The organism is Micromonospora costi, assembly GCF_003626655.1.
Taxonomy (GTDB): Bacteria; Actinomycetota; Actinomycetes; order Mycobacteriales; family Micromonosporaceae; genus Micromonospora; species Micromonospora costi.
The window spans coordinates 242,569-256,589 of sequence record NZ_RBAN01000002.1; the positions used below are offsets into that span (position 1 = coordinate 242,569).

Sequence of the window (14,021 nt, forward strand, 5' to 3'; positions counted from 1 at the left end):
CGGAGGTTCAGCAGTGAACAGCAACCTGTCCCGCAGGGACATGCTCCGCCTCGTCGGAGTCGGCGCCGGCGCCCTCGGCCTCGGCGGCCTGGCCGCCTGCGCGCCGAGCGCGGACGGCCCCGAGGAGGACAAGGCCACGTCCGCCACCGACTTCTCGTTCGCGTCCTGGAGCCTGGCCGACAACGCCTCCAAGGCCAAGATCGAGCAACTGATGAGCGGGTACGGCAGCAAGGCGGGCGTCACCGTCAAAGGCCTGCCACTGGCGTACAACAATTACCTCAACCAGCTCACTCTCCAGGTGCGCGGCGGCCAGTTCACCGGCGCCGCGCAGATGGACATCGCCTGGCTCGCCGGCCTCGCCGCGCTCGGCAAGCTCAGGGACCTCGGCGACGTGGCCAAGAACGCCGGCTACACGGAGGCCGCCCTCAGCTCGGGGCAGGTCGAGGGCAAGCAGGTCGGCCTGCCCTGGACCACCGCCGCCATCGGCCTGATCGCCAACCGTGACCTCATGCAGAAGGCCGGCATCACCAGCGCCCCCACCACGATCGCCGACTTCGAGACGGCGCTGCGCGCACTCAAGGGCACGGGCGTCATCCCGTACGCCGCATCCACCAAGGTCGCCCAGCTCAAGGACATCCTCATCTGGATGCAGACCTTCGGCAGCCCGCTGCTGGAGGGAGACAAGGTCACCGTCGGCGACGACGCCAGCATCGAGGCGGTCACCTGGTACAAGAAGCTGTACGACGAGAAGCTCATCGCTCCGGACGTGGAACGGGTGGACGCGCGCACCCTGTTCGCCCAGGGCAAGACCGCCATGTACGACGACGCCATCGTCGGCCGCGACTTCGTCGTCAAGGGCTCCCCGGACAAGTCCATCGCGGACAAGCTCGACCCGATCGCCCGCCCGGTGAAGAACGCCGGCGACAAGCCACGGGCCGTGCAGTGGGGCCACGCCGTCGTCGTGGTCGAGGGCGAGGGCGCCAACACCGCCACCGACTTCGCGAAGTGGCTCACGTCCGACGAGCAGACCGTCCTCGGCTACTTCAAGGACCTGTCGCTGCCGCCCACCACCACCGCGGCGCTCGCCTCCGAGCAGGTGAAGACCGACGCCTTCACCTCGCAGTTCAGCGAGCGGATCACCGCGACCGCCACCCCGAACCCGTTCTGGAAGTACCCCCAGTACGCCCAGATGGAGACCGCCATCTCCGAACACGTCCAGGCCGTGCTGGTCGGCAAGAGCAAGCCGGCGGACGCGATGCGCGAGGCCGGCCAGGCGGTGCAGGCCCTCATCAAGTGACCACCCCGTGCGACACCCGGCTGGTGGCGGCGATCGCGGACGCGACCGCCGCCACCACGCCGCGGATCTGGGGCTTCGGCGTCGGCGGTACCCTCACCGCCCTACTCCGGGCCGGCGAGGCGCTGAACCGCCCCGACCTCACCGAGCGGGTGGTCGACCTCGTCACGCCGTCGTTGGCCGCACCGCCCGACCCGACCGACCACCTCATCGCGGTCGAGGCGCTGCTCGCCCTCACCAACCGCCGGCCCGACCTCGACGTCACGGACGCCTGCCGCCGCTGGCTCACCGCCGTCCGGCACGCCCGACCGGCCCGTCCCGGCGGGCCCCGCCTGCACCGCCCGGACCTGCCGCCCTGGTCGTCGACGGTCTGGGTCGACTGCATGCACACCGACGGGCCCGGCCTCGCCGCGCTGGGCCACCTCGACGAGGCGGTCACGTACGCCACCGAGTACGCCGGTGCGCTGCAACTGCCCCACGGCCTGTTCCAGCACGGCTACGACGCCCGCGACGGACGCGGCAACGGCGTGGCCTGGGGGCGCGGGCAGGCGTGGGCACTGCTCGGCCTCACCGACACGCTGATCCACGCCCCCGACAGCGGGCTCGCCGAACGACTCACCCGCCTGATCGACGCACTCGCCGCGCACGAGCGCGACGGCGAGTGGTCCACAGTGGTGGACGACCCGGACGCCCCGGTGGAAGCCAGTACCTCCGCGTACCTCGCCTGGGTCGTGCCGCACGGGATCGACGCCGGGCTGGTCGACCCCGTCCACCGGGCGATGGCCGACCGCGCCTGGCACGCCACGCTCCGCCGGCTCACCGGCGGAGCGCTGGCCGTCTCCGAGGCGACGCCCGTCGGCGCCGCCCGCGACTACCACCATCGCGCCCTCGGCGTCTTTCCGTGGGGCCAGGCCCCGCTCCTGCACGCCGCTCTCGACCGCACCACCGAGGAGAACGGATGAAGGTCGTCGACGTCCGCAGCTACGCGGTACGCGCCAAGCCGGCCGAGACGTACTGGGGCGCCCGCGCCTGGAGCGCCGACCACGGCAGCGCCCTGGTGGAGTACCCGCCGATGGAGCGCCGCCGCTACGTCTACAGCGACACCATCGACGCGGTGCTGGTGCGGGTCGAGACCTCCGACGGGGTGGTCGGGTGGGGCGAGGCCAAGGCACCCGTCGGCGCCCGCGCCACCGCCGCGATCCTCGACGACCTGATCGCACCGCTCGCCGTCGGATCCCGGCTCGACGAGATCGGCCGCACCTGGGACCGCGTCTACACCGGCATGCGGGTCCGCGGCCACGACAGCGGCTTCTGGCTGGAGGCCCTTGCCGGCCTCGACATCGCCCTGTGGGACGCGTTCGCCCGCACCCTCGGCCAGCCCCTGCACGCCATGCTCGGCGGCCGCTACCGCACCAGCCTGCGTCTGTACGCCTCCGGCGTACCCGCCGCACCCGCCGGCTCCGGCGCCGAGGGCCAGCGGAGGGTGCGCCAGGAGGCGGAGCGGCTGCGCGACCTGGGGTACGACGCGGTCAAGGTGGCCATCGGCGCCCGACCGGAGGACGACATCGCCTCCGTGCAGACCGTCCGGGAGGTGTTCGGCGACCAGGCCTCCGTCTACGCCGACGCCGCCGGCCAGTACGAAGTGCCGCAGGCATTGCGGGTCGGCCGCGCCCTCCAGGACGCCGGCGTCGGGTTCTTCGAGATGCCGCTGCCGCCGGAGGACCTCGACGGGTACGCCACCCTCGCCGCGCGCCTGGACATCCCCCTCGCCCTGGACTCCCTTGCCACCCGGCACCGGGCGCTGGAGTTCCTCCGCGCCGGCGCGCTCCGCGTGCTCCAGCCCGACGTGTGCCGGGCCGGCGGCATCACCGAGACGATGCGCATCGCCGCGCTCGCTGACGCGTTCGGCGCGCAGGCCACCCCGCACGTCAGCATCGGCTCGGCCGTGCACTGGTACGCGAGCGTGCACTGCGCCGCCGCGATGCCGAACTTCGCGGTGCTCGAACACTGGATCGGCACCAACCCGCTCACCGCCGTGGCCCCGGACGCGGTCGCGCCGGTCGGGGGCCGATGCGACGTGCCGCGCGGCGCCGGCCTCGGGATCACGGTCGACGAGGACGTCGTACGGGCCCTCTCGGGAGCGTGAGGAGGGGTCCGGCATCTGCCCTCGGGGTCACACCACGACCTCGGCGGCCGCGGCCTGCTGGGGAACGACGTGGGCGGGCCCGACGTACCCGAGATTGATGCTGATGGAGTCGGCGGCCTCGATCACCGCCCGGACGAGTTCGGCCTCGCGGGCGGGCAGGTCGATGGCGGAGAGAGGGCCGGACACCGAAAGGGCCGCCGCCACGGCGCCCGAGCCGTCCCGGATGGCGGAGGCGACGCAGGCGCGGCCGAGGGCGAGTTCCTCGACCTCGGTGGCGTAGCCCCGGGCGAGCGTGCGGTCGAGTTCCTCGTCGAGCTGATCGTGGGTGGTGATGGTGCGGTGGGTGTAGGCGTGCAGGGCCGCCTCGGGCAGCAGCTCGCGCCGCTCGTTCCCGGTCAGCCCGGTCAGGAGCGCCTTGCCGAGCCCGGTGGCGTGGAGCGGGTTGTACTGTCCGGCGAGGACGAACGGGCGGGGCGCCTGCCGGCCTTCGAAGTTGAGCAGGTAGAAGAGCCGCTCGCCGCGGCGGACCGCGACGTTGACGCCGAGGCCGAGTTCAGCGGCGAGATCCTGGGCGGTCTGCCGGGCCTCGCGGTGCACCGGGTGGCTGTTGAGCACCGCCCCGCCGAACGAAACCATGTCCAGCCCCAGCCGGTACAGGCCGCTGACCGGGTCGCGGTCGACGAAGCCCATCCCTTCGAGAGTGGCGAGGAGCCGGGAGGCGGTGGAGAGACCGAGCCCGGTGGCTCTGGCGACGTCGGAGACGCGGAGTTCGGTGCGGCCGGCCGCGAGGGCGCGGAGCACGGTGAGGGCCCGTTCGACGCTCTGGTTACTACCCGGTTCGGCCGCCATGCTGGCCCTCCTTGGAAGCTGCTTGCGACATGTGGCACCTCATTCTTGTGCATGCACGAGCTTGACCATGCCACGGGCCGGAACGGGTGACGGCCCGGATCCGGGACGGTGCCGGACGGACCAGCCGCCCGGCACCTCACCGGGTCAGGCGTCCGGGCCGTCCTGCTCGATCACGTCGGTCCCGCCGCCTCCGACGACCACGTCCCGGTCGGCACCGCCGTGGAGCCGGTCGTCGCCAGGGCCGCCGACGACGACGTCCGGGCCCGGCCCACCGAGCAGGATCCCATCGCCCGGCCCTCCGACCAGCCGGTCCGCCCCCGCACCGCCGCAGAGCACGTCATCGCCGCCGAGGCCGACGATGACGTCATCGCCGCCCCGTCCGGCGATCACGTCGGCCCCGGTCGTGCCCACGAGCCGGTCCGCGTCATCGGTGCCGACGATGGTGGGCTCCCGGCCCGCGCACAGCGGTGCCGCGACGGTCACGGTGGCCGCACGGCTGAAGTAGCCCAGGCCGTAGGAGACCGTCACCGTGTCGCCGAGCCTCGCGCCGAGCGCAGCCAGGTCCAGCTCCGCCGTGTACGTGGTGGCGTTCGCCCCGTCCTGCACGGCGGCCACCCGCTGCGGCGCGCCGTCACCGACCCGCACCTGAAGGTCGGCCCGGTCGAGTGCGGCCGGATCGAGATTCAACGGCGCGGTCAGGCGGACGCTCGCCCGGCTGCCCTCCGGGGCCCGCTGCACCGGCGTGCCGGCAGCGTCGACCACCCGTACCGTCGTGGTGTCGGCGGCCCGCCAGGCCAGCGCCTCGTTCCAGGCCGTGTTGACGGTGACCCACCCCTCGGAGTGGCCGACGTTGCCCGCACCCGGGTTGTACGGGTAGTGCGCGTTCTTGGGGCTACCGTCGAGCACCCCGCGGACGCCCTGAAGACGGCCCGCGCCGCCCTGGAACTCCGAGTACCAGCCGCGTTCCACTCCCTCGAAGCCCCACTGCTCCGTCGGTCCCCGGTACGCGGCGTGCCGCCCGGTCGGATTACGGCCGAAGATGTTGTCCACATGGGCGACGGCGATCTGCCGCAGCCGCGCGGCGAGCGGGTCGTCGCCGAGCACCTGCGCGGCGGCCAGCGCCGGGGCGGCGAAGCCCGCGACGTTGCCCGTCTCGTTCGGGTCGCTGGCCGAACCACCGCCGGTGAAGGGCGGAATGGTCCACCGGTCCGCCGAGTACCTGCGGAAGTCCCACAGGTTCTCCGAGCGATCCGCCACCACCTCGGCCCACCGCCGGATGAAGTCGCGGGTGCCGGCCGGCGCCTGGTCGGGGTGGGTCAGCAGCAACCGCGCGAGGCCGGTGATCAGGTGGTACTCGCCCTGCCGCTGACCCTTGGTCACGCTGGGGTCGGCCACGTCGAGGTTGCCGACCAGCCAGGCGGCCTGGGCCTTCGCGGCGTCCAGGTACCGGCCCGCGTCAGCGCGGCCCTCCCGCTTGGCCACCTCGTACATCATCACGTTCGGCCACACCGAGTGGCCGGGCGGCAACTCCCCCTTGCCGGAACCCACCTGCGTGTAGACCTGCAGCAGATCGGCCGTGTGCGGCGTGGTGTCGTACCAGGCGAAGCGGTCCTTCGCTGGATCGTCCCAGATGGGGAAGAGGTAGTCGCGCGCCCGCTCGTAGACGCTGCGGGGAATGTGGTCGGCCAGGTAGGGGTAGGCGTAGAGGAACGCGGCCAACTGCTCCTTGAGCAGCGTGTGGTTGACCCGCCCACCGAGGTACACCTCGACGGCCCAGTGGATGAGCCGGACGATCTCCGGGGTGTCCGCGGGCAACTGCACCGGCAACCCGACATACCTGGCCTCCGGGTCCTTGATCTGTGCGAACGCGGACGGGTTGGCGAGGTACATGTCGATCAGCGACGGCAGCTCGAAGGACATCTGGTGCGAGTCGCGCCAGCCGACGCCGAGGTAGCAGTTCTGCGGATCGGTGCCACCGTAGCCCATCCTGCTGAAGTCGCCGTAGTAGCAGCGCACGTCGGTCATGAACTGCACCGCGCGGCGGTAGGAGACGCGCTCGATCCAGTCGGCGCCGATCCCGAACGGGACGGACCGGCCGGTCCCGGCTTCGCCCTGCACCTCCACCGTGTACGGTCCGGGCTCCGCCGGATCGAAACCGGTGAAGTCGCCGATCTGGCCTCGGATGCTGCCCTCGTGATGGACCGCGCCGGCCGCGTCGATGACCCGGAACCGGTCGCCGTCGACGGCGCGGGGCGCGGTGAACCGCTTCGCCTGGCCGAGGTTGTAGCCGCTCTGGTTGACCAGAACCGGCTGAGCGGCATCGGGCTCGCCGGGTTCGGTCCAGGAACAGCCCGAGGCGGCGGTGGGATGCCCGGCGGGCACGCCCGCCAGCGCGGTGACCGAGACGGCGGCGAACGACGCCTGGGCGTGGTAGACACCGAGACCGACGGTGCCACCGGAGGCGGGCGCATCCACCACGGCGACCCGTTGGGCGTCGATCTCCACGACCGAGATGTCGTCGGCCCGGCGGATGACCAGTTCGTGCCACTCCCCCTGGCGCAGTGGGGCGGGGCCGCGGCACACCGTCCTCGTCACCGGGCGGGAAACCTGCACCCCGGACCAGCCGGCCAGCTGTGCCGCGACGTTGTTCTGGGTGACCGCGTACGGTTCCCGGAAGTCGGTGAGGATGGAGACGGCGGGTGAGTCGCTGACCGCGTCGACGCGGACCCTGGTGCGCAGCTCGTACGCATCGGGCAGGTCCACCGGCGCGTCCGGCGTGATGTATCGACCCGACGCCTGGGTGCGGGTGTCGATCGAGACGTAGGGGAACTCGGCGGTGGTGGCCGTCCACTCGGTCAGCGATCCGGTCAGGGCCCGCCACCGGCTGAGCCCGTTGGTGAGGTCGTCGGCGAACACCGGTGCCGCCGACGCTTCGGCGGACGGCCCGGCGGCCGCGGCGGACGTCGCTGTCAGGCCAACGGTAGCCACCAGAATCGATGCCAGAGTCGCGCTGGCCCACGCTCGCGCAGGTGTCGTCACCAGGGCCTCCTTGTCAGCATGTCAGGTGATCCGCAGGGTGAAATGCGCCAATCGACGCCCGTCCGCCGCCTTCACCACGACGACGTACGATCCCGCGACGCCGGCCCGGGGTTTCAGCACGGTGTGGACCCGGCTCTGGTCGTCCGTCTCGAACTCCAGTCGCCGTTCGGTGCCGTCCGGTGCCGCCTGCACCACATCGGCGACGAGGCGGCCGGCGGAGGAACCGGCCTGATCCACCAGACCGAACCGTACGGGCACCTCCCGGCCCGTGACGACAGGCCCGGCCGGCCGCACATCGACCGTCCTGAGGCCCCACTCCGGCGAGCGGGCGTCCGAGACGACGTAGTCCCGGCCCGCCTCGACGGAGAATTCGATCGCCCCGGTGACGGGGTCGCGGGTGAAGGCGATGTCAGCGCCCGACGAGTCCCGCACGACGATGTCCTCGGCGGACCACGAGGTGTTCTTCGCGGTGATCCGGCTTCGGGTCTTTCCGTCGCTGCTCGTGTAGGTGAGGGTGGCGCCGGGAGTGGCGACGGGGTAGACGCTGGCCCGCACGTCGCCGGCGGCGACGGCGTCACCCGGATCGCGCGCTCCCGGGTCGTGGACGAGGATGCCGGTGCCGCCGACGAAAGCGGGGATCTTGCCGAACGGCTGCTGGTAGGCGGTGAGGGTGGTGGGGCCGGTGAACTGCTCGCCGGTCTCGATGTCCATCCACTCCCCGGCCGGGAGGTAGACGTCACGGGACATCGCCGTGTCGGTGTCGCCGCCGTACAGCGGTGCGACCAGCAGGGACGGGCCGAGCATCCACTCGTACTGGCGCTTGGCCGCGGACGCCAGGTCGCGGACCTTGGGGTCGTCGGGGAAGGCCACCGGAAGAGGCGTCGCCGTCGAGGGGAAGCCCGTCTCGTACGAGGTGACCGCCGCCGAGTAGATGTAGGGCTGATACTCGGCGTGCCACTGGGCGGCCTTCCGGGTCGCCGCCACGAGCGCGGGATCGTTCATCCGCCACGGCTCGTTGCCGAAGGACATCGCCGGCGACATGGCGGCCAGCATCGCGTTCCGGGTCAGGTACCGCTGCTTGGACGAGTTGGTCTCCAGATCACCGATGATCCGGCCGCCGACGATGTCCGGGTAGAAGTTGGGCTGACCGCTGGCCGCGTACGCCAGCCCGTTCACGACCGTACGATCGCGGTCCCCCGGCCCGTGGTTGTAGTCGGTGTCGTTGATTCGCAGGATGGAGCCCGCCACCGAGAAGGCGCTGTTGCGCACCATCGTGAGCTTGCCGTCGTCGTCGAGGCCCTCGTTGATCGGGTTGACCAGCGCGTTGTTGACGTACCGGTTCGCGGTGCCGTCGAACATATGGTCTTCCTTGTACCCGTCCGCTCCCCACTCCCGGCTGCGGGCAACGAACCACCGGACCGCCTCCTCGTTGTCCGGATCGATCAGGTACATCGCGGTGTTGGGAAACGACACCGGCCGGAACACCCGTGGCTTGCCGTCCGCGTCCTTGATGAAGTAGCCCCGTTCGATGCCCACGGCGGTGCCGTCACCGTCCAGAGCGGGGTCGTACGTGCCGCCGTCGGCGGGCAGCGCCCGGAAGGACTGCCGGGCTCCGAGCAGCAGCTTGATCCCGTTGTCGTGCAGGAACTTCTTGTATCCGTCGGGATCCGGGTACTTCGCGCCCCACAGGCCGAAGCTCGAGGTCGTACCCTGGGCGCTCCCCGAGCCGTACGGCCAGAATCCGGAGCCGGTCACCACCCAGCTGAGGGGGAACCCCTTGTCCAGGTACGTCGTCACCGAGTCGGTGATGGTCTGCTGGTTGGTGTTGTAGCCGAGCGCGCCGTACGACTCGTAGCCGACGCCGAAGAGCGTGTAGTCGGGCTTCGCGTCGACGTAGCCCGCGCTACGCCGCACCTCGGCGTACCGCCGGTAGATCGTCGCCACGTCCCCGAAGAAGTAGTGCAGCCCGGACATCTGCGGGCCGTTGACGCCGAGCAGGGTCGCGGCGTTGTCGACCTGCACGGCCAGACTCTCGTTGGAGAGCACGACCTGGGCGAGCTTCCGGCCGGGGAAGACCGTGAACGTCGAGACGAACCGTTGGTTCGTCGTGCCGGCGCTGTTCTGGGCGTAGTAGTCGAGGTTGCGGATGCCGTAGGCGTTCAGGTCGGTCCGGAAGCCACCCAGGTCACCGAGCCCGTACGCGGGGTTCATGCCGCCGGCGACCTGGGCTCGCACGCTGCCGGTGTCCGAGTCGGCGGCGGCGACCCGCAGGTTCACGGAGTGATCCGCCGGCACCACGGCGACGTCCGCCTTCCGACCGTTGGAGAAGGCCACGGAGAACCGCACGCTCGACGCGTCCGCCGCGGTGAGCGTCGCCGCGACGGCGTCGCACGGTGCACCCTCCGGGGCTGCCAGTTGCAACCCGGCCGTCGGGTGGGGCGCCGCGGCGGGTGCGCCGTCCACCTCGAGTCCGTAGCGGAAGCCTCGACGATCGATCGACATGGCCCAGCCGTCGCCGGCGAGCGACACCACGGTGCCGTGCTGCGACAGGCGGTAGGCGGGGAAGCTCTGCTCCGGCGCATCGACGACCGGTGCCACCGTGTCGTCCGTACCGCACTCGGCGACCGGCGGTTCGTCGTCGCCGGTCACCAGCAAGCGCACCGCGTTGGCGCGGGTGATCACGTTGAGGGCAGGGGTGGTCACCGCCGGACCCGCGGTGGCGGTGACTGTCAGGGTGAAGGTCTGCCCCTTGTCCAGGTAGGTGGAGCCGATCTGGCGCCAGGCATTCCCGCCGACCGCCTGGTTGACCACGGTCGGCGTGTCCGGCCCTCCGGTCCAGGCGTACTCCGCCTTGGCGTTGTCGACGCTCGCGGTGTAGTACACGGCAAGGTCGTAGGTGGCGGAAGCGGGTGCCACGACGGTCCAGGTGGCCGTGGAACCGGGGGTCCGGCTGTACCGGGACGGAGAGCCGTCGTAGCCGGGGTCCCGGGCGTTCGCCCAGGTCCCGGTCTCGGCGTAGGCGCCGGGAGTCGAGGGGGTGACGACCAGCGCCTCGGCGGCCGCCGCCGGCGAGGACGGGACAGTGACTGCGAGCGGCACCAGGAGCGCCGTGATCATCGCGAGCAGGACGCGGTGTGGGGGACGAGCGAGCATCTCCTCTTACTCCATCCTCAGGCGGCCGGTCGTCCGGCGGGAGTGAAGCGGACCGCGTCGGCGCGGGTGGTCCCCGAGCCGGACGTCAGGGTGACCGAGGTGATCCCCTCCCCCAGCTGATACGTGCCGATCGAGTGCCAGGTGCCGCCGGTGGCGCACTGGTCGACGGGGACGCCGGTGCCGGCGACGGTGTATGTCGTGCGGGAACTGCAGGTGGTGTGCTTCGGGGACCAGACGTCCACCTGGTAGGCCCCCGCCGGAAGGTCGGCGCGCCAGGTCACGGTCAGGCCGGCGGTCGACGTGTAGCGGGTGCCGGAGCCGTCAAAGCCCTTCAAGCTGCTCGACAGCCATCGCCCCTCCTCGCTGTAGGCGGGATTCCCGGCGTCGCAGGTCGGCGGAGTGCCTTCGTTGGTCACGACGACCGTCGCCGCGCCGTCACCACCGCCGGTCGACGGGGCGACCACATGTGGCGCGGACGTCGGCCCGCTGCCCGCGCTGTTCACCGCCGCCACCCGGTACGTGCCCGCGACGCCTTCGCTGCCCAGCACCAGGCGCGTGCCGGTCGAGGAGCCGACGATCCGCTCCGGGGTGAGCGCGCACTCCTGCTTCAGCGACGCGGTCACGACGTAGGACCGGGCGTTTCCGGTGGCGTCCCAGGTCAGCGTGGTGACGCCGTCGACCGTACGGTGCCCGACGCCGGTGACCTGCTCGGGAGCGGTCGTGTCCAGCCCGACGGTGTGCTCGGCGACCCCACCGCCGGCGAGGCGGTAGGTGTGTCCCGCGGTCACGGGGAACCGCAACGCACCGGTCACCTGGTCGACCTGGTAGGCGACCGTCTCCCCGCTGATGCCGTCCACGACGGTGAGGGAGTCGGTGTCCCAGCCCGTGTTGGCGTTCTCGATGGTGATCGCGTCCGGCCCCCGCCCGGCTGTGTAGCGGGAGCCGGTCGACACCGGGTACACCTCGGCGGTCAGCGCGCCGGCCCGCCTGGTCACCAGAACACCCTTGCCGCCGGCGAAGGCGGGGATCCGGTCGGTGCCGATCGCGTAGTTCCGCAAGGTCGTCGGCCCGTGGAACACCGCCCCGGTCTCGACGTCGATCCACTTTCCCGCCGGCAGGTACACGTCCCGTGCCTGCGCCGTCTCGAAGTCCGCGCCGAAGACCGGCGTGGCGAGAAGGGATTCGCCGAACATCCACTCGTACTGGCGGGTGGTGTCGTTCGCGAGCCCGTAGGTGTCCGGATCATCGGGGTACGCCAGCGGCAGCGGGGTCACCGCGGTGGGGAACCCGCTCTCGTACCCGTCCAGCACCGCGTCGTAGATGTACGGTCGCAGCGCCTCGTGCCACAGCGCCATCTCCTTCACCGCTGCCGCATAGTCGCTGCGGCCCAGCTCCCAAGGGCCCTTGCCGAACGCCATCACCGGCAACATGGCGCTGAACTGCGCGTTACGGACGAAGTACTGCTGGTACGCCGGGTCCTGCAACGACGGTCCGGGGGTGCCACCCACGTAGTCGCCGTACAGGTTGCCGGCGCCGGACGCCGCGTAGTTGAGCAGGTTGACGGGCATCCGGTCCGGGTCCTCGTGGTACACCTCGCCGGTGCCGTAGATGGTGTCGTTGATCCGGATGATGTCGCCCGGCACCGAGTACGCGGTGTTGCGCACCATCACCAGGTCACCGGCGTCGTGCATGGCGGACTGCACCGCGTTCCAGTTGGCGTCGCGGTGGAGGTTCGGGTCGTAGAGCATGGTGTCCTCCTTCCACCCGTCCACGCCCCACTCGCGCAGCCGCTCAATGAACCAGCGCACCGCCTCCGGGTTGGATCCGTCGAGCACGTAACTGGCGCCGGAGGGAAACTGCGCCCGAGTCACGACGCGCGGCGTGCCGTCGCCGTTGCGAAGCAGGTAACCCCGCTCCAGCGCCTCCGGCAGGAACGGTCCGTCGTACCGGAGGTTGTAGTTGCCTCCGTCGGCAGGCAGGGCCTTGAAGTTGTTGCGCGCCCCCAGCAGCAGCTTGATGTCGTTGTCGGCGAAGAGTTGCTTCAACGCGTCCGGATCCGGATATCGCGGGTTAGGCAGGCCGTCCGCACGCCCGTCCTCGACGGCGTCGTCCCACATCCCGAAGCTGTTCGTGGTGCCTTCAACCTTGTTGCCCCGGGGGCCGGGCCAGAAGCCGGAGCCGACCACCCCCCAACTGAGCGGATAGCCGTGCGCGAGGAAGTCCTGCACGGTCTCCACGACCGAAGACTGATAGGTGTCCCAGCCGAGTGCGCCGTACGCTTCCCAGCCGAGTCCGAAGAACGACTCGTCCGGCCGCATGTCCACATACCCGTGCCGGTTGCGGACCTGCTTGTAGTCGGCATACACCTGCCGCAGGTCACGGCCAACGAAGTAGTACAGGCTGTCGACCTTGTCCACGCCGGCAGCGCCGAGCCGGTTCTCGGTCCCGGTGAGGCCGACCCGCTTCTGCCCGTCCTCAAACCACACCTGAGCGAACCGCTGCTTGGGGAACACGGTGAAGTTGCTGACGAAGCGCTTGCAGCTGCCCTCGTTCGTGAGATCGTCGAGCACCAGCCCCGTCAGCTCGGTACCCGGCCTGACCGCCACGTTTCCGCTGCACGGCGTGCCCTGCTCGGGTTGGCCGTCGGCGAACGACCCGTAGTCGCCGAGCCCGTACGCCGGGGCCACCGCACCGGTACGGAAATCGATCGTGCTGCTGGACCCAGGCAGGTTCGGTACCAGGATCCGCGCAAAGCTGTCGGATGGCAGCACGTGCACGTTGACATGGGAACCGTCCGCCATCGTCACGTCCAGCACAGCCGTGCCGGACGCCGGACCGGAGACGAGCCGGGTGGCCTCGGCGTCGGTGAAGTCTTCCGTGCCGGCGTACCTGATCCGCAGGCCGGAGTCCGCATGATCGGGTACGACCGTGGCACCGGAGGAACTGTCGAACGAGTACCGGAAGCCGTCCTTGATGATCCGCATCCGATAGGTGTCGCCCGCAATCACGATGCTGTCACCGATGTCCACCACTCGCTGCTGCGGCGACCCGCCACCGGTCCGCCCAGCGGCGGGGACCGCCCCGACCAGGCCGGAACCGACGGTGACCGCGGCGACGAGCAGGACCGACAGTGCGGGGCGCTTCAGCATGGTGGCTCCTAGCTGGAGAGCATCACGATGCGGCGAGGCGAGTTCACGCCGAACGCTGTGCGATGCGTGCTGCGGCTGCGGTAGGGCCACTATAGGTGGCCCTACCGGCATATGCGGATACAGCTTCCGGCACGGGGGGCTTTTGCGGCATCTTCTCGGTAGAGGCCTTGCTCAATACGGGACAGTATCCCGCCTGCTGCAAGCGGTCAACCGGCTTGGCCGTGTCTCGAAGTCGAGTGCGGCGTGTCGGTGATCGATGACTGGCCGGTCTCCAGTCGAGGGTTCATCGACCAGGAAGAACCTGAATACCGAAGACCTTGTGGCCGCCATAGGGTGACGAGGGGGTACGACCTGACCGACATGCAGTGGACGGTGCTGGCGCCGCTGGTGC

At 70.9% G+C, this 14,021-nt stretch carries 7 protein-coding genes; 3 read left to right on the forward strand and 4 right to left on the reverse strand.

The genetic code is table 11. The features are described from left to right. The first annotated feature begins 13 nt into the window (after positions 1–13). From D7193_RS11985 to D7193_RS11995, 3 genes are read left to right on the forward strand one after another with little or no spacing between them, the layout of a single operon-like run. Entirely contained in the window at positions 14–1,297 is a 1,284-nt protein-coding gene (locus D7193_RS11985; RefSeq protein WP_206611892.1) for an extracellular solute-binding protein, read from the forward strand. Then, positions 1,294–2,256, forward strand: coding sequence for a glycoside hydrolase family 88 protein (locus D7193_RS11990; RefSeq protein ID WP_120779569.1), 963 nt, complete (start codon positions 1,294–1,296; stop codon positions 2,254–2,256). The genes D7193_RS11985 and D7193_RS11990 overlap by 4 nt, the downstream gene beginning before the upstream one ends. Continuing rightward, positions 2,253–3,440, forward strand: coding sequence for a mandelate racemase/muconate lactonizing enzyme family protein (locus D7193_RS11995; protein WP_120779570.1), 1,188 nt, complete (start codon positions 2,253–2,255; stop codon positions 3,438–3,440). The genes D7193_RS11990 and D7193_RS11995 overlap by 4 nt, the downstream gene beginning before the upstream one ends. A 27-nt stretch (positions 3,441–3,467) precedes the next feature. Here the strand turns inward: D7193_RS11995 and D7193_RS12000 are convergent, their stop codons facing one another. The 4 genes from D7193_RS12000 to D7193_RS12015 all read right to left on the reverse strand — a co-directional run bounded on the left by D7193_RS12000 (position 3,468) and on the right by D7193_RS12015 (position 13,630). Next, complete coding sequence (locus tag D7193_RS12000) at positions 3,468–4,289, reverse strand: IclR family transcriptional regulator (RefSeq protein ID WP_120779571.1); 822 nt, start codon at positions 4,287–4,289, stop codon at positions 3,468–3,470. 144 nt (positions 4,290–4,433) lie between these two features. Further along, positions 4,434–7,277, reverse strand: coding sequence for a hypothetical protein (locus D7193_RS12005; protein WP_120779572.1), 2,844 nt, complete (start codon positions 7,275–7,277; stop codon positions 4,434–4,436). A gap of 72 nt (positions 7,278–7,349) precedes the next feature. Then, a complete protein-coding gene (locus tag D7193_RS12010; protein ID WP_120779573.1) occupies positions 7,350–10,481 on the reverse strand; it encodes a golvesin C-terminal-like domain-containing protein in 3,132 nt (1,043 codons plus the stop codon). 17 nt (positions 10,482–10,498) lie between these two features. After that, the gene (locus D7193_RS12015; RefSeq protein ID WP_206611893.1) at positions 10,499–13,630 is read right to left on the reverse strand and encodes a golvesin C-terminal-like domain-containing protein; all 3,132 of its coding nucleotides are present in this window, start codon (positions 13,628–13,630) and stop codon (positions 10,499–10,501) included. Between the last annotated feature and the right edge of the window lie 391 nt (positions 13,631–14,021).